Below are 15,812 nucleotides of genomic sequence, written 5' to 3'. Positions count from 1 at the left end.
TGGCTTACACAGTCTGCCCGAGCGATGTTTCGCCGGGATTGCGCAGCACGGCCTCGATCGCGAGCCCCGCGTCGATGAGCGCGAGGTCCGAGCCGCGGGGCCCGACGAGGCACAGGCCCACGGGCCCGTCGGGGGTGTCGAGGAGCGGCACCGACAGCGCCGGGCGTCCGGTGAGGCCGGCGATCGCGGTGATGGAGAGGGTGGCGCGGCGGCGCGACTCGAGCTCGGCCTCGCTCGCGTCGAGCCGCGGCGCGGACGATGCGGCGGCCGGGACGAGCAGGATCCCGTCGCCGAGCTCGAGGTCGAGCCGGGCGGCGAGCAGCCCCGCGTCCGCGAGCGCGTGCTCCTCCTGGTCGGGCGTGACGTCGCGGGCGAGGTCGAAGCGCTCCTGGATGTCCGGCGCGAGCGCGCCGGGGTGGGCCTCGACCCACGCGCCGTCGGCGCGCCACGCCTCGGCCTGCTGCGTCACCCGGAACGCGGTGAGCAGCGCGTCGAGCGGCGGCAGGTCGACCGGCGCGACGCGCGTCCCCGCAGCGCCGAGCGCGGCCAGCGCCGCGTCGAACGCGTCGCGCACCCCGGCGTCGCAGGACATCATGGCGGACGGCGCGGCAAGGAGGTCGCCCGAGACGGGGACCGCGTCGACGCCCGCGAGCCCGACCGCGGCGACCCGGCGCATCGTCTCCCCGTCGCGGGTGATCCAGCCGGCCGTGTCGTAGCGGGGCGCGAGCGGCGCCACGCGCTCGAGGCTCACCGCGCCGTGCGTGGGGCGCAGCCCCCACAGGCCCATGTAGGAGGCCGGGACGCGGATGGAGCCGGCGGTGTCGGTGCCGAGGCCGATGCTCGCCTGGCCGAGCGCGACCGCGGCGGCCGGGCCCGAGCTCGAGCCGCCCGGGATCGCGCCGGGGACGGCGGGGTTGGGCGGGGTGCCGTAGTCGGGGTTGAGGCCCGCGATCGAGTACGCGAACTGGTCGGTCTGCGCGATCCCGGCCACGTCCGCGCCGGCGTCGAGAAGCGCCTGGACGGCGGGCGCGCTCTCGTCCTCGACGGGGGCCTCGGCGAGGTACGCGCGCACCCCGACGCCGATGCGGTGGCCGGCGACCGCGAAGAGGTCCTTGACCGCGACGGTCTCCCCGGCGAGCGGGCCGTCGCCCGCGCCGGCGACCAGCGGAGCCCCGACGGCGCGCCACACGCGGGTGTCGAAGGCGGGCGCGGGCGCGGTGACGTGCGCGGCAGCGATGCGCCATGCGCCGTCGTCGGCGCGCCGCCACAGCTGCGTGACGAGGCCGCGACCCCCGCCCGACGGGACGTTGACGGTGGTGACGTGTGCCGCATCGTCCCCCGCGAGGTGGACCCGCAGCTCGGCGACCTCGCGCGCGCCGGCGCCGCCGCGGCGGGCACGGAAGCCGGTGATCCGGGCGTGCCCGACCAGGAGCCCGCCGCGGTCGCCACGCACGGCGTCCGCGCCGCGCTCGAACGCGTCGGCGAGCGCGTCCAGGTCGTCGGCCGCGAGCGCCGCCTCGTACGCGAGCACGGCGTCGATCAGGCCCTCGGGCGCGGGCGCGCCCCCCTCGATGCGAACCCTCACCTGACCCCCTCGAAGTCGGCGCGACGGATGCGGGCGTGGACGCCCGTGACCAGGTCGACGACCTGGGAGATCTCGAAGTCCGTGGCGGCCGACAGGTACGCGTACGCGAGGTGCGGCGCCATCCCGTAGCGCGCCCCGAGCAGCGCGATCGCCTGCCGCACGCATGCGCGCATCGCCTCGTCGAGGTCCGCGTCGAGGCCGGTGGGCATGAGGTGCGTCGCGTCCGCCGCGAGCGGGGTCGCGAGGTCGCCGAACTCCCGCGCCGCCTCGCTCGCGTCGAGCACGTCGAGCCGGATGCGCACCCGGAGCGAGGCCTCGAGGGCGGTGAGCGCGACCTCGCCGTTGCCCTGCGCGAAGTGCGGGTCGCCCACGTAGGCGAGCGCGCCGGGGACCTGGACCGGGATGTGGAGCGTCGCGCCGGCGGTGAGGTGGCGGATGTCGATGTTGCCGCCGTGCGGGCCGGGCGGCACCGAGTGGGCGGCCTCCGCGGTGTCGGTGGCGACGCCCATGATGCCGAGGAAGGGCGCGAGCGGGAACGACACCGCGCGCTCGCCGCCCTCGGTGAGCGGCAGGCGCCCGCGCCACTCGCCGTGCTCGTCGGGCGAGATGGGGGTGAAGACGGAGACGTCGGCGGGGCCGGCGGGCATCTCCCCGGGGAGGGCGCCGCGGCCGTGACGGTTCGAGATGACGCCGTAGTCGACGCGCGGCGTGGCGTCGAGCAGCGTGATCGCGAGGAGGTCGCCGGGCCGTGCGCCGCGCACCTCGACGGGCCCGGTGACGACGTGGGGGCCGTCCTCGGGACCGCGCGCGCCGGCGGCCGCGATGGCGATCGCGTCCTCGAGCACGTCCTCGCGGGCCACGCCGTGGCCGTCGAAGAACGCGGCGGGGTCCGAGCCCTGGTCCGGCAGGAGCCCCTCGTGGCTCACCGTGTCGACGGTGAGCGCCGTGCCGGGGTCGACCGTGAGGACGGGCGCGTCGCCGCGCTTGGGGAGTCGCCCCCAGCGCACGGCGCCGGGCTCGGCCGGGAGGTACACCGCATCGTCCACGCGCGCGCCGGGCTGGAGTGTGCCCTGGTAGTCGCCCACGCGGCCTCCCCTCGGTGCGCGCTGAACGGCGTGCCCTAGTCTTGGGCCGAGACTACAGCCGCCCCGGGGCGAGTCCTCGGAGCCCGTCCCGGTGCCCTGCCTTCCGGAGGTCCCGTGCTCGACCGCATGCGTCGCAACCCCGCCAGCGCCCACCTGGGCCTCATGCTCGCGCTCACGTTCTCCACGGGGATCATCGACGCCGTCGGCTACCTGGGCCTCGACCGCGTCTTCACGGGCAACATGACGGGAAACGTGGTCATCCTCGGCATGGGTCTCGCGGGCGACACGGGGCTGCCGGTCTTGGGACCGCTCATCGCGCTCGCGGGCTTCATGGGCGGCGCGGCGCTGGGCGGGCGCGCGCTGCGCGGCTCGGCGGACGCCTGGACCGCCCGGCACACCGTGCTGTTCGCGGCGGTCGGGATCGTCATCGCGCTCGCCGCCGTGCCGGCCTCGGTCGTCGAGGAGCCGGGCGAGCTGCTGCAGTACGCCATCACGCTCGCGCTGGGCGCCGCGATGGGCTGCCAGGCCGCGGTCGCGCGCCACGTCGCGGTCAAGGACGTCACCACCGTCGTCGTCACCTCGACCATCACGGGCCTGGCGTCGGACTCGGTGCTCGGCAAGGGCGGCGGCCAGCCGTGGAGGCGGCGCGCGGGCGCGATCGTGCTCATCGGCGCGGGCGCGCTCACGGGCGCGCTGCTGCTCAAGCTCCACATCGGGGCGGGCATGGCGCTGTCGGCGGTCATCACGATCGTGGTGGCGTGGCTCGGCCACGTCTCGCACCCCAGCCGCCTCGCGCGCCTGCCCTACGACCAGGTCTGAGGCGCCCCTCCGCGGCCACGCGCCCGCGGCCACCGACCCGCGGCCGCCGGCCCGCGGTCGCCGACCTGCCGCCTCCTACCCGCGGCCACCTACTCGTCTGCAGGACCCTCGCCCGAACGATCCGTCTGGCGTGCCGGAACCGGCCTGCTGGTCGGCACGACGGCCCGATGATCCGTCACACAAGCAGGGCCGGAACACCACTCTGCCAGGCGCGACGCAGAGACTTGAGCGAAGGCGGCTCAAGTCCTATCCTGGAGGCGGAGCGCCACGATGCGCTCGCCCGCGAGGGCGCCATCCCACGCGGGCCTACAGCTCCCTGAAGGAGGTCAGATCATGGCACGAGAGGTTCTCCGTCGCTCCGTTCCGGCCAGCGCCGCCAGCCCGTGGCCGGACGAGTTCCAGCGCCTCGTCCAGCAGTTCTTCGGCGACACCGACACGTCGCTCGCCGGCGCCTTCTCCCCCGCCCTCGACGTCGAGGAGACCGAGGACGGGTACACGATGCACGTCGAGCTCCCGGGCGTGAAGCCCGAGGAGGTGGACGTCTCCCTCGAGGAGAACGTGCTCACCGTGTCCGGTGAGAGGAACTTCTACGAGGAGAAGACCGCGGAGGGCTTCCGCCGCGTGGAGCGCCGCTTCGGCCGCTTCCACCGTGCGGTCCGCCTGCCCGACCGCGTCGACCCGGACAACGTCAAGGCGACCTACAAGGACGGCCTGCTGACCGTCACGGTCCCGAAGTCCGAGGCCGCCAAGCCGCGCCGGATCGAGGTCGGCACCGACTGATCCGGCACGAGTCCGCGAGGGCCCGGGAGGCGTCGCCTCCCGGGCCCTCGCGCGCTCAGCCGATGATCTCGTCGTCCGCGTGCGCGCCGTAGAACTCGCTCTGGCCGCGCAGGAGCTCGCGCATCGTGGTGCTGCGGTCGACGCCGTAGACGGTGCCCGTGAAGTCGAGCTGCTGCTGGATCGCCCACACCTCCTCGTGCCGGTCCGGCGGCAGCGTGGTCGCCGGGTTGCCCGCCGCGATCCACCCGATGGGCACCATCGCCTCCGCCGGCAGGTGCGTGTTGACCTGCACGACGCCGCGGATCCTCACCTCGCAGCCGTGCTCGAGGACGGCGCCCGGGAACAGCGCGGCGCCGGTCGCGACAAAGCACTCGTCGCCCACGACGGCGCCGTTGACGTGGACGTGGGGTCCGAGCACCACCGCGTCGCCGATGCGCACGTCGTGCCCGGAGCGCGCCTTCACGAGGGCGTTCTCCATGACGACGGTGTCCTCGCCGACGACGATGCGGCCGTCCTCGGCCGTGAGCACCGCGCCGTGGAGGACGCGCACGCCGGGTCCGAGCACGACGTCGCCGCATACGACGGCGGTGGGCGCGACGGTCGCGGTCGGATCGATGGACGGGGACTTCCCTCGATGAGTGACGATCATGCCGACCATCGTAGGGAGGGCGGGCCGGACGCACGAGGGCCCCGGGTCGCCCCGGGGCCCTCGTGGGTGGAGACGGCGTGCCTCAGACGGCGGACCAGCCGCCGTCCGACGGCAGGATGACGCCGTTGACGTTGACGCCGTCGTCGCTCAGCAGGAAGCAGATCGAGGCCGCGAGCTGGTCGGCCGTGACCGGCGTCGGCAGGATCGCCATCGCGACCTCGAGGCGCTCCTGCGCGAGGTCCGAGTCGTAGCTCATGGTGTCGCCGATGTTCGTGGCGACGCCGCCCGGGGCGACCGCGTTGACGCGGATGCCGTGCGGCCCGTACATGAACGCGCTGCTCTTGGTCATGCCCGCCACGGCGTGCTTCGAGGCCGTGTACGCGACACCGGCCGCCGACCCGCGCAGGCTCGCCTCGGACGCGACGTTGACGATCGAGCCGGACCGTCGCGGCAGCATCCGCTGGATCACGGCGCGCGACAGCCGCATGACCCCGTCGACGTTGACGGCGAAGACGCGGTCCCAGACCTCGTCCGACACCTCGCCGAGCGGCGTCATGTTGTCCATGATCCCCGCCACGTTCGCGAGCGCGTCGATGCGGTCGCCCGCGGCCTCGATCACGCGCGCGATGTCGTCCTCCTTGGTGACGTCGGCTGTGACGACGGTGATGTCGAGGCCGTCGTGCGATGCCTGGAAGTCCTTGAGACGCGCCTCCGAGATGTCGAGCGCGATGACGCGGCCGCCCTCGCGCGCGACGCGGGACGCGGTGGCCCGGCCGATGCCCGAGCCTGCGCCCGTGACGATGACGGTCTGGCCGGTGAAGCGGCCCTCGGTGATGCGCTCGACCCACTCGGGGGCCTCGGCCGGCGCCTCGGCGGCGGCCGGCTCGGGCGCCGGCGCGGCGGGGGTGGCGGCGACGGGCTCGCCGCCGTCGGCCATGCGACGCGCGGTCTCGGCCATCATGCCGTCGAGCATCTCCTGGGTGAACTTGCCGCCGCTGACCTTGATCAGCTTGTTGAACGAGAGCCGCTTGGCGGGCGCGATCGAGCGCTCGCTCGCGCCCTGGTCGGCCAGCCACTCGCGGACGACGGCGCCGGCGACGGGGTGGGAGAGCCACTCGGCGACCTTGGAGTCTCCGGTGGGTGCTGCGATGGGGGACATGCGATTCCTTTCCTCAGGGCTGAGCGCAAGGGTGGCGGCCGGCGACGCGGCGCCGGACGTGTCGGGGACGGGAAGGGCGTGCGAGGGCGTCGTCGCAGCGATGCGGCGCCTGCGGCGTCGTTGCTGTCAGTCGTCCGTCCATGCTCTTCCCCGCGTCAGAACCGGACATCCTTGTCCGGTGCCTTCACCCTATACATTCGACGCATGGCGACAAAGTCGAACCGCGGGCCCAAGGCGGCGGCCGAGAACAGGGCCGCGCTCGTGGCCGCGGCGCGGGACGTGTTCGCCGAGCAGGGTGTCGACGGCCCCATCTCCGCGGTGGCACGCCGCGCCGGCGTGGGCCAGGCGAGCCTCTACCGCCACTTCCCGTCGCGGCAGGAGCTCGCGTTCGCGGTGTTCGAGGAGAACCTCGTCGCGATCGAGCGGCTGGCGGCGGATCCCGGCGCGTCGCTGCGCGACCTCACCGACCTCATCACGCTTCAGATCGAGGGCAGCGCCGCCGTCATCACGTACTTCGCCCGCGAGGGCGACCCGCTCATGCGCGGCTTCGAGGACCGCATGGCGGCCGCCCTGTCCCCCAAGGTGGACGCCGCGCGCTCGAGCGGCACGCTCGCGGACGCGACGACGGTCGCGGACGTCCTCATGGCCGTCGGCATGCTGGCCGCGCTGGTCGCTCGCGTGCCCGCCGAGCGGCGCCACGCGCGCGTCGAGGACGCGTGGGCGCTGCTGATGCGGGGCCTGGGCCCGGCCTGACGCGCCGACCGCTACGCGGACTCGCGCACCACCAGCGCGGTCGGCAGGATGAGGTCGCGCGGCACCTCGGGCTCGCCCGCGAGCACCTTGATGAGGATGTCGGCCATGTGCCAGCCCATCTCGCGCGAGGGCTGCCGCACCGTCGTGAGCGGGACGCCCGCCGTCAGCGCCGCGGCACTGTCGTCGAAGCCCACGATCGCGATGTCGTCCGGGATGCGGATGCCGCGGTCGAGCAGCACCGGCACGGCGCCGGCCGCCATGAGGTCCGACGCAACGAAGACGCCGTCGACCGCCTCGCGGCCCTCGAGCATCTCGCGCATCGCGCTGGTGCCGCCGAACATCGTGAAGTCGCCGTCGACCACGGGTCCGGCCTCGACGCCGGCCTCGTCGAGGGCCTGGCGCCAGCCCGTGACGCGGTCGATCGAGCTCTGCATGGTGAGCGGCCCGGCGATGAGGCCGATGCGGCGGCAGCCCCGGTCGATGAGGTGCCGGGTCGCGGTTGCGGCGCCGGCGACGTTGTCGACGTCGACCACGTACGTGTCGAGACCGGACACCGACGGCCGGCCGCCGAAGACCACCGGCAGCGCCTCGGTGATGCGCCGCAGGAAGCGGTCGCTCGTGTGGTGCGACACGACGATGGCGCCGTCGACGGCGCCGCCGCCGAGGTAGCGCATCGTCTTCCCGCTCGGCTCATGGTTGGCGATCATGAGGTTGAGCACGTAGTCGGAGTCCTCGAGGCGAGAGTCGATGCCCGCGACGATGTCCGCGAAGAACAGGTCCCCGAAGAAGCGGTTGACGTCCTCGGGCGCGACGAGCGCGATCGCCTGCGACTGCTGGCTCACGAGGGAGCGCGCGGCCCGGTTGGGCACGTAGCCGAGCTCCTGGACGGCGCGCCGCACGGCGTCGGCGATGGGCGCCGACACCGACGTCGAGCCGTTGACCACGCGCGAGACGGTCGCGCGCGAGACGCCCGCTCGGGCCGCGACGAGCTCGAGCGTGGGCGCCGGGTGCCGCCCGGGGGCGGTCACCAGGGGGTCCTCATCCACAGGCATGGGGCCATCCTTGCGGAGATGGCCCCACGCCCGGTGACGACGCGCGGCATGGCCGCCTAGCCCTTCACCGCCCCCGCCATGATGCCGGAGACGAGCTGACGCCCGGCGAACATGAACAGGAGGAGCAGCGGCACCGTTGCCAGCAGCACGCCCGCGAGGACAAGGGAGTAGTCGACGAAGTAGTTCGCCTGGAGGATCGACAGCGACACCGGCAGGGTCGGGTTCGTCGAGTCGAGCACGATGTACGGCCACATGAAGTTGTTCCACGACGTCACGAAGGTGAAGAGGAACAGCATCGCCGCGGCCGGCCTGGCGGCGGGCAGGCCCACGTGCCAGAACGTGCGGATCATCGAGCAGCCGTCCACGCGCGCCGCCTCGATGAGCTCGGTGGGCAGCGATTGCGAGATGTACTGCGTCATCCAGAACACCCCGAAGGCCGTTACGAGGCCGGGGATGATCACCGCGCCGATGCTGCCGGTCCACCCGAACTTCTGCATGAGGATGTACAGCGGCACGACGCCGAGCTGGACGGGCACCGCCATCGTCGCGACGACGCCGATGAGCAGCGCGTTCGAGCCCTTGAAGCGCAGCTTCGCGAACGCGTAGCCGGCGAGGGTCGAGAGCACGACGGTCGACACGGCCATCGTCGTGGAGACGATGATCGAGTTGCTCAGCGCCTTCCAGAAGTTGACCGCGGGGTTGTCGATGACGGTCGCCGCGTTCGCGAGGAAGTTGCCGCCCGGCCACCACGACATGTTGGGGTCGTTGATGGTGTAGCGGTCGCCCGACGCGATGAGGAACGACCAGTAGAACGGGAAGACCGACGCGATGAGGAAGACCGCGAGCGAGGCGTACACGAACCAGCCGGGCCGCATCGTCGCGACGGCGCTGGCGCCCGCCTTCTTGCGCTTGAGGGGGTTGGCGATGGCGGTCACTTCGTCACCTGCTTCGGCTTCTTCGGCTGCGCGGCGGTCTCGCCCGCGATGAACCGCCTGGTGATGGCGAAGTTCAGCAGGCCGAACGCGACGATGATGAGGAACAGGATCCAGGCGACGGCGGCCGCACGGCCGAAGTTGAACTCGCCCCAACCCATGTTGTAGAGGTACAGCGTGATGGTCTCCCACTGATGGTTGGAGCCGCCCCTGCCGTTGGTGTCGTACATGCGCGGCTCGTCGAAGATCTGCAGGCCGCCGATGGTCGAGGTGATGATGACGAAGATCATCGTCGGGCGGATCTGCGGGAGCGTGACGGAGAAGAAGCGGCGCATCGTGCCCGCCCCGTCGATCGCCGCGGCCTCGTACAGGTCGCGCGGGATGGCCTGCATCGCCGCGAGCAGGATCAGCGCGTTGTAGCCGGTCCAGCGGAAGTTCACCATGGTCGCGATCGCGACGTGGCTGGGGATGACGTCGACGTGCCAGCGGATGCTGTCGATGCCGATGTCGTTGAGCAGCGAGTTGATGAGGCCGTACTTGTCGCCGAACATGTTCGAGAAGATGAGCGCGACCGCGACGGGCGCCACCACGTAGGGCAGCAGCACACCCATGCGCCAGAACGTCTTCGCGCGGATGTTCTTGTCGAGCATCGCGGCGATGAACGTGGCGACGATGATCTGCGGCACCGACGACAGCAGGAAGATCGAGAACGTGTTGCGCAGCGACAGCCAGAACTCGCGGTCCTGGAGCACGAAGGCGAAGTTGTCGAAGCCGGTGAACGTGCCGGTGTTGCGCACGAGGTCCCAGTCCTGGAACGAGATGACCGCGGTGTAGACGATCGGGAAGAGCCCGACCAGCGCGAAGACGATCCAGAACGGCGAGATGTAGAGGTAGGGCGAGAGCTTGACGTCCCAGCGTCCCAGGCGCTGCCTCCAGGTGAGGGGCGCGCGCCCGCGCGGGGGCTCGGGGGGCGTCGGGGCCTCGGTCTGAGGCTGGGTGGTGGTCATGAGGGGTCCCCTGGTCGTGACGGTCCGTGCGACGGGTGCGGGCCGCCTCCCGAGGGAGACGGCCCGCTCCGTGCGTCCTGCTAGCCGATCGCCTGGACGTCGGCCTCGAACTGCGACCAGGACTCGTCGGCGGACATCGTGCCCTCGTCCACGCGGCGCAGCGCGTTGACCATGGCGTCGTTCACCTCGAAGTAGTGGGCGCCCTTGTACGGGGACACCGCGACCGCGGCGGCACGCTCGGTGAAGATCTGACCGGCCGGCGCGTCGTTGTAGTACTCGCGGACGTAGGACTGGACCGCGTCGGACTCGGCCGCCTCGGGCGAGCTCGGGAAGGCGCCGACGTTCTCGAACGCCTTGGCCTGCTGCTCGGGAGCGGTGAGCCATGCGGCGAACTCGGTCGCCGCCTCGACGTTCTCACCGTTGGCCGGGACGGTCAGGTACGAGCCGCCCCAGTTGCCGCCGCCGTTCGGGAAGACGTTGGCGATGTCCCAGTTGCCGTCGGGGGCGTTGCCCTCGATGATGCCGAGGAACCAGGCCGGGCAGAGCGTGACGGCGTAGTCGCCGTTGGCCATGCCGGCCGCCCAGTCGTCGCCCCACTGCTGGAGACCCGAGGACAGGCCCGCCTCGGAGGCCGCGGTGAGGGTGTCGTACGTGGCCTTCACGTCGGCGTTGTCGAGCGCGATGATCTCGTCGGTCTCGGGGTCCTCGTAGGGCGCGTCGAGCTGGCCGATCATGCCCTGGAGGATCGCGGCGTTCTCCTCGTAGAAGGCGTTGCCGGTCGCGTCGTAGTAGTCCTGGCCCACCGAGAAGAAGGTGTCCCAGTCGCCGTCGAACAGCGCGGCGACCTCGTCCGGGTCGGTCGGCAGGCCGGCCTCCTCGAACAGGTCCACGTTGTAGCAGATGGCCTCGGGGCCGATGTCGGTGCCGTAGCCGATGAGGCGGCCGTCGGCGTCGGTGGCGGCGTCGACCTTCCAGTCGAGCCAGTTGCCGTCGAGGTCGGCGTTGGTGAGGTCCGCGAGAAGGTCCGAGTACGTCATGGCCTCGGGCAGCCAGTCGACCTCGATCGCCTCGACGTCGGCGAGACCGCCGGGGCCGAGCTTCGTGAAGAAGTTCTCACGCGCGGTGTTCGAGGTGTCCGCGACGTTGTAGACGATGGTGACGTTGGGGTGCAGCTCCTCGTACTCCGCGATGAGGTCGTACGCGTAGTCCGCTCCGCCCTCGGAGTCGGCCGAGTAGCCGAACTGGTTGAAGGTGGCGAGGGTCAGGGTGACCGGCTCGTCCATGGAGCCGCCCGCGGCGGCGGAGTCCGACGACTCCGGCTCGCTGGACGACCCGCACCCGGCGAGCGCGATCGCGAGGGTTGCCGCTCCGGCGGCGAACCCGAAGGTGGTCTTGCGGCGTGAGAGGCTCACGTTCACTCCTTTGTGTCCGTACTGCTGGCGGTGATCGTGAGAGCGCTCTCCGTGTGAGAGCGCTCTCTCGCATCGCCTTCAAAGTATTGCGGAGGGCGTGGCGTGTCAAACCGTTTCGATAGCGCGTTGACATTCGTGGCCGAAACGTTACGAACGGCTTTCGGGGCCCGTGCGGGGGCACGATGCGGCGGTGGCCGGATCGTGACCGGGCGCCCCTGGCGGCCGCGTCCGCGACGCGCCACGATGGGTCCATGAAACGTTGCCTAGCAGGGGTGATCCTGCTTGCGCTGGCCGGTTGCGCCGCGCCCGCCGGAGGCGACCTGGACACCCCCGACAGCCCGGTCGCGCGCTACGACTGGGACCCGGCGGACGGCGGCGACGCGGCGCTCATGGAGGGCGTGCTGGAGCTGCGCGACGGCTGCCTGTACGTCGTCGGCGCCGACGACTCCGCGGGTCTCGCGACCGTGCCGGTGCTTCCGCGCGGGCTCGCCGCGTGGGACGCGGAGGCCGAGGTGCTGACCTATGCCGGCCGCGACTACGCGATGGGGGACGCGGTCTCGGCGGGCGGGGGCTGGGGCCCGCCCACCGAGGACATGACGATCCCCGAGGCCTGCGAGCCCGACGCGTGGGGCGAGGTCATGCACGTCCAGGACGTGGACCTCGAGCCCTACGCGGGCTGACGGACCAGGGTCGCCTGGCCGAGCACGCGCGAGCCCCGGTAGAGGACCAGCGACTGGCCGGCGGCGACACCGCGCATCGGCTCCTCGAGCGCGACGGTGACCCGCGCATCGTCCCTCACGACGGTGCCCGCGACCGGGGTGCCGTGCGCGCGGACCTGCACCTCGACGGGGGTGGGCTCGCGGGCGCCGACGTCGTCCGCGAGCCACACGACGGACTCCCCCACGAGCTCGCGCACGCTCAGCAGCGTCTCGGGGCCGACGGTCACGACGTTGCGGGCGGTGTCGATGCCGGTGACGTAGCGCGGCGCGCCGTCGGCGGCCGGGCGCGGCAGGCGCAGCCCCTTGCGCTGGCCGACGGTGAACGCGTACGCGCCCTCGTGCGCGCCGACGACCTCGCCGGTCTCGTCGACGATGTCGCCGGGCCGCTCCCCCAGCTCGCGCGCGAGGAAGCCCTTGGTGTCGCCGTCCGCGACGAAGCAGATGTCGTACGAGTCGGGCTTGTTCGAGACGCCGAGCCCGCGGGCGACTGCCTCGGCGCGCACCTCGGCCTTCGACGCGACGGTCCCCAGCGGGAACATCGCGCGGGCGAGGCGCTCGGGGCCCATGACGGCGAGCACGTACGACTGGTCCTTGGCGGCGTCGGCCGCGCGGTGGAGCTCGCGGCCGCCGTCCTCGCGCACGTCGATGCGCGCGTAGTGGCCGGTGCAGACCGCGTCGAAGCCCAGCGCGATGCCGCGCTCGAGCAGCGTGTCGAACTTGATGTGCTCGTTGCAGCGGACGCACGGGTTGGGCGTGCGGCCCGCGGCGTACTCCGACAGGAAGTCGGCGACGACGGTGTCGTGGAACTCGTCGCTGAGGTCCCACACGTAGTACGGGATGCCCAGCCGGTCGGCGGCGCGGCGCGCGTCGTTGGCGTCCTCGATGCTGCAGCACCCGCGCGATCCGGTGCGGTGCTCGGCGCGGCTGCGCGAGAGCGCCATGTGCACGCCGACGACGTCGTGGCCCGCGTCCTTCGCGCGCGCGGCCGCGACGGCGGAGTCGACCCCGCCGGACAGGGCGGCGAGCACGCGCATGAGGGGACCTCCTGGGAACGGGACCCGTCAAGTGTACGAGGCGCGGGTTCGGGGGCCTCTCGCTCCCTCCCGGCGCCCGCCGTCGGATCACTGCGCGATCGATCCGACGGGCAGGTCGGAACCAGCATGCTGGAAGGACCGATGCAGTGATACTCCGACCCTGCGGCTGGTGAAGCGCGGGGTGAAGGACGGCACGATGCGGCGGCTGGGAACCGCGGCGTGGCGCGGGTTCGCCCCCCTCCCGCAGCCCGTCGGATCAGAGCGCGATCGATCCGACGGGCAGGTCGGAACCAGCACGCTGGCAGGACCGATGCGGTGATACTCCGACCCAGCGGCTGGTGAAGCGCTAGGTGAAGCGCGGCACGATGCGGCGGCTGGTGAAGCGCGGGGCGCAGCGCGCGTTCAGCGGCGGCCGATGCGGCGCTCGAGCTCGGTGGCGTCGCGTCCGACGGCCGACACGAGCGCCGCGCGGCGTCCCGCGTCCGCCCGGTCCGCCGCGAAGGTCACCGCGATCGCCGCGACCGGCCAGCCGGTGTGGTCGCGCACCGCGGTCGCGACCGACGCGAGGCCGGGGGTGACGTCGCCGTCCTCCCACGCATGCCCGCGGTCGCGGGTCTCGCGCACGAGCGTCTTGAGCTCGCGGTACGAGCGCGGCGACCCCGCGGGCGCCGCGGCGAAGGCGTCGCGCCCCGGGTAGGTCGCCCGGATCTGGGCGTCGGGCAGCGCCGCGAGGATGGCCCGCCCGGTCGCGGTCGCGAGCGCGGGCAGGCGCACGCCGACGTCGGTGACGAGCGGCGGGCGCCGCGGCGCGCGCTCCTCGACGATGTAGACGACGTCGCGTCCCTCGAGGACCGCGAGGTGTGCGGACTCCCCCACCCGGTCGACCAGGCCCGCGAGCACGGGCGCGCCCAGGCGGGACAGCGGCTGCTGGCGCGCGTAGCCCGAGCCGAGCTCGTGCGCGGCGACCCCGAGGCCGTAGCGCGACTCCTCGGGCACGTGCACCACGTAGCCGTGGTCGATCATCGCGGCGAGCTGCCGGTAGAGCGACGCCCGCGGGATGCCCAGCGCGGTCGCGAGCGCCCCGGCGGAGACGGGACCGCGCTGCCGGCCGAGGTGCGTGAGGATCGCGAGCGCCTGGTCGACGGCCGGCGCCGCGGCGCGCGGGGGCGCCGTTGTTTCGGACATGTCACCAGTCTCACATATGAGACACGAGTGGCCCGGAACGGCGAGCGAGGCCGCCCCGGTGGCGGTGGGATGGGACCCATGACCGTCCTGCACTCCTCCGTCGCCACCGTCACGCTCGGCACCGGCGCCCCGACCCCCGCCGACGTCGCCGCCATCGCCCGCGACGACGCGCGCATCGTCATCGACCCGGCCGCCCTCGACGCGATGGCCGCCTCGCGCGCCGTCATCGAGGCGCTCGCGCAGGACCCGCAGCCGCACTACGGCGTCTCGACCGGCTTCGGCGCGCTCGCCACCACGTTCATCGACCGCGAGCGCCGCGCGCAGCTCCAGCTCAGCCTCGTGCGCTCGCACGCGGCCGGCTCGGGCCCCGAGGTCGAGCGCGAGGTGGTCCGCGCCCTCGCGACGCTGCGCCTGTCGACGCTCCTCACCGGCCGCACGGGCGCCCGCCCGCTGGTCGCGGAGACCTACGCCGCGATGCTCAACGCGGGCATCACCCCCGTGGTCCACGAGTACGGCTCGCTCGGCTGCTCGGGCGACCTCGCGCCGCTCAGCCACGTCGCGCTCGCCGTGATCGGCGAGGGTCCGGTCCGCGACCGCGAGGGCACCCTCATGGACTCCGGCGACGCGCTCGCCGCGGCCGGCATCACCCCCGTCGCGCTCGAGGAGAAGGAGGGCCTCGCCCTCATCAACGGCACCGACGGCATGCTCGGCCAACTCATCCTCGCGCTCGCCGACCTCGACCGCCTCGTCACCACCGCGGACGTCACCGCCGCCATGAGCGTCGAGGCGCTGCTCGGCTCGGACTCGCCGTTCGCGAAGGACCTCCAGCAGCTGCGGCCGCACCCCGGTCTCGACGCCGCGGCGGGCAACATGCGCCGCGTGCTCGCGGGCTCGCCCATCGTCGCGAGCCACCAGGGCCCCGAGTGCACCCGCGTCCAGGACGCGTACTCGCTGCGCTGCGCGCCCCAGGTGGGCGGCGCGGTCCGCGACACCATGGCGCACGCGCGCCTCGTCGCCTCGCGCGAGCTGGCCGCCGCGGTCGACAACCCCATCGTCACGCCCGACGGCCGCGTCGAGTCCAACGGCAGCTTCCACGGCGCCCCGGTCGCGTACGTGCTCGACTTCCTCGCGATCGCCGTGGCGGACCTCGCGAGCATGTCCGAGCGCCGCATCGACCGCCTGCTCGACCCCGCCCGCAACCACGGCCTGCCGCCGTTCCTCGCGCACGAGGTGGGCGTCGACTCGGGCCTCATGATCGCCCAGTACACGGCCGCCGGCATCGTGTCCGAGCTCAAGCGCCTCGCCGCCCCCGCCTCGGCGGACTCCATCCCGTCCTCCGCGATGCAGGAGGACCACGTCTCGATGGGCTGGCACGCGGCCCGCAAGCTCCGCACCGCGGTCGACGGGCTCGCCCGGGTCCTCGGCATCGAGCTGCTCGCGGCGTCCCGCGGCCAGGCGCTGCGCGCCCCGCTCGAGCCGTCGCCCGCGACCGGGGCCGCCGCGGCCCTCGTCGCCGACGCCGCCCGTCCCGGCGCCGACCGCTTCCTCGCCCCCGAGATCGACGCGGCCGCCCGCGCCGTCCGCTCGGGCGCCGTCCTCCGTGCGGTCGAGGACCGCATCGGTCACCTCGACCACGCCTAA

Annotated in this window: 15 protein-coding genes; 5 read left to right on the top strand and 10 right to left on the bottom strand. The window is 73.2% G+C overall.

Features of this window, described 5'->3' with window-relative positions; all coding sequences use genetic code 11:
• Positions 1-4 precede the first annotated feature (4 nt).
• Positions 5-1,585: an AtzH-like domain-containing protein gene (locus AOM07_RS07515; protein ID WP_062312397.1), complete on the bottom strand. Its 1,581-nt coding sequence runs from the start codon at positions 1,583-1,585 to the stop codon at positions 5-7.
• Positions 1,582-2,670, bottom strand: coding sequence for an acetamidase/formamidase family protein (locus AOM07_RS07510; protein ID WP_062312395.1), 1,089 nt, complete (start codon positions 2,668-2,670; stop codon positions 1,582-1,584). Before AOM07_RS07510 ends, AOM07_RS07515 begins: the two co-directional genes overlap by 4 nt.
• Positions 2,671-2,784: 114 nt before the next feature.
• Here AOM07_RS07510 and AOM07_RS07505 point away from each other — a divergent pair, with 114 nt between their 5' ends.
• On the top strand, positions 2,785-3,489 hold the full coding sequence (locus tag AOM07_RS07505) for a YoaK family protein (protein ID WP_228374403.1): 705 nt from the start codon (positions 2,785-2,787) through the stop codon (positions 3,487-3,489).
• Positions 3,490-3,822: 333 nt separating this feature from the next.
• Positions 3,823-4,269 (top strand): Hsp20/alpha crystallin family protein, encoded by a 447-nt coding sequence (locus tag AOM07_RS07500; RefSeq protein ID WP_062312393.1) that lies wholly within the window; start codon positions 3,823-3,825, stop codon positions 4,267-4,269.
• Positions 4,270-4,324: 55 nt separating this feature from the next.
• Here AOM07_RS07500 and AOM07_RS07495 read toward each other — a convergent pair whose 3' ends face one another.
• Together AOM07_RS07495 and AOM07_RS07490 are read right to left on the bottom strand one after the other, a co-directional pair.
• Positions 4,325-4,918: a gamma carbonic anhydrase family protein gene (locus AOM07_RS07495; RefSeq protein WP_062312391.1), complete on the bottom strand. Its 594-nt coding sequence runs from the start codon at positions 4,916-4,918 to the stop codon at positions 4,325-4,327.
• Between the two features lie 82 nt (positions 4,919-5,000).
• Positions 5,001-6,077 (bottom strand): SDR family NAD(P)-dependent oxidoreductase, encoded by a 1,077-nt coding sequence (locus AOM07_RS07490; protein ID WP_062312389.1) that lies wholly within the window; start codon positions 6,075-6,077, stop codon positions 5,001-5,003.
• Between the two features lie 204 nt (positions 6,078-6,281).
• Between AOM07_RS07490 and AOM07_RS07485 the strand changes: the two genes are divergently transcribed.
• Positions 6,282-6,830: a TetR family transcriptional regulator gene (locus AOM07_RS07485; RefSeq protein WP_062312387.1), complete on the top strand. Its 549-nt coding sequence runs from the start codon at positions 6,282-6,284 to the stop codon at positions 6,828-6,830.
• Between the two features lie 11 nt (positions 6,831-6,841).
• Here the strand turns inward: AOM07_RS07485 and AOM07_RS07480 are convergent, their stop codons facing one another.
• The 4 genes from AOM07_RS07480 to AOM07_RS07465 form a co-directional block, all read right to left on the bottom strand.
• On the bottom strand, positions 6,842-7,882 hold the full coding sequence (locus AOM07_RS07480) for a LacI family DNA-binding transcriptional regulator (RefSeq protein ID WP_062312384.1): 1,041 nt from the start codon (positions 7,880-7,882) through the stop codon (positions 6,842-6,844).
• A gap of 56 nt (positions 7,883-7,938) precedes the next feature.
• Entirely contained in the window at positions 7,939-8,757 is an 819-nt protein-coding gene (locus tag AOM07_RS07475) for a carbohydrate ABC transporter permease (protein ID WP_082101395.1), read from the bottom strand.
• 56 nt (positions 8,758-8,813) lie between these two features.
• A complete protein-coding gene (locus tag AOM07_RS07470; protein WP_062312381.1) occupies positions 8,814-9,821 on the bottom strand; it encodes a carbohydrate ABC transporter permease in 1,008 nt (335 codons plus the stop codon).
• 80 nt (positions 9,822-9,901) lie between these two features.
• The gene (locus AOM07_RS07465) at positions 9,902-11,233 is read right to left on the bottom strand and encodes an ABC transporter substrate-binding protein (RefSeq protein ID WP_062312379.1); all 1,332 of its coding nucleotides are present in this window, start codon (positions 11,231-11,233) and stop codon (positions 9,902-9,904) included.
• Between the two features lie 272 nt (positions 11,234-11,505).
• On the opposite strand from AOM07_RS07465, the gene AOM07_RS07460 reads away from it, so the two are divergent.
• On the top strand, positions 11,506-11,913 hold the full coding sequence (locus AOM07_RS07460) for a hypothetical protein (protein ID WP_062312377.1): 408 nt from the start codon (positions 11,506-11,508) through the stop codon (positions 11,911-11,913).
• Here the strand turns inward: AOM07_RS07460 and mnmA are convergent.
• Complete coding sequence (gene mnmA, locus AOM07_RS07455; protein WP_062312375.1) at positions 11,901-12,986, bottom strand: tRNA 2-thiouridine(34) synthase MnmA; 1,086 nt, start codon at positions 12,984-12,986, stop codon at positions 11,901-11,903. The two genes, AOM07_RS07460 and mnmA, sit on opposite strands and share 13 nt — an antisense overlap.
• A 402-nt stretch (positions 12,987-13,388) precedes the next feature.
• Complete coding sequence (locus tag AOM07_RS07450; RefSeq protein WP_062312373.1) at positions 13,389-14,171, bottom strand: IclR family transcriptional regulator; 783 nt, start codon at positions 14,169-14,171, stop codon at positions 13,389-13,391.
• 78 nt (positions 14,172-14,249) lie between these two features.
• Between AOM07_RS07450 and hutH the strand changes: the two genes are divergently transcribed.
• Positions 14,250-15,812: a histidine ammonia-lyase gene (hutH, locus tag AOM07_RS07445; protein ID WP_062312371.1), complete on the top strand. Its 1,563-nt coding sequence runs from the start codon at positions 14,250-14,252 to the stop codon at positions 15,810-15,812.

This window comes from Demequina rhizosphaerae (genome assembly GCF_000971255.1).
GTDB classification, from domain to species: domain Bacteria; phylum Actinomycetota; class Actinomycetes; order Actinomycetales; family Demequinaceae; genus Demequina; species Demequina rhizosphaerae.
The sequence above is the reverse complement of the archived record's forward strand: the minus strand, read 5'-3'. Positions and strand labels throughout refer to the sequence as shown.

Coding starts and splice junctions, on each gene's coding strand:
- AOM07_RS07500 (WP_062312393.1), top strand. CDS start 3,823: ATGGCACGAGAGGTTCTCCGTCGCTCCGTTCCGGCCAGCGCCGCCAGC.
- AOM07_RS07495 (WP_062312391.1), bottom strand. CDS start 4,918: ATGATCGTCACTCATCGAGGGAAGTCCCCGTCCATCGATCCGACCGCG.
- AOM07_RS07490 (WP_062312389.1), bottom strand. CDS start 6,077: ATGTCCCCCATCGCAGCACCCACCGGAGACTCCAAGGTCGCCGAGTGG.
- AOM07_RS07485 (WP_062312387.1), top strand. CDS start 6,282: ATGGCGACAAAGTCGAACCGCGGGCCCAAGGCGGCGGCCGAGAACAGG.
- AOM07_RS07480 (WP_062312384.1), bottom strand. CDS start 7,882: ATGCCTGTGGATGAGGACCCCCTGGTGACCGCCCCCGGGCGGCACCCG.
- AOM07_RS07475 (WP_082101395.1), bottom strand. CDS start 8,757: ATGCGGCCCGGCTGGTTCGTGTACGCCTCGCTCGCGGTCTTCCTCATC.
- AOM07_RS07470 (WP_062312381.1), bottom strand. CDS start 9,821: ATGACCACCACCCAGCCTCAGACCGAGGCCCCGACGCCCCCCGAGCCC.
- mnmA (WP_062312375.1), bottom strand. CDS start 12,986: ATGCGCGTGCTCGCCGCCCTGTCCGGCGGGGTCGACTCCGCCGTCGCG.
- AOM07_RS07450 (WP_062312373.1), bottom strand. CDS start 14,171: ATGTCCGAAACAACGGCGCCCCCGCGCGCCGCGGCGCCGGCCGTCGAC.
- hutH (WP_062312371.1), top strand. CDS start 14,250: ATGACCGTCCTGCACTCCTCCGTCGCCACCGTCACGCTCGGCACCGGC.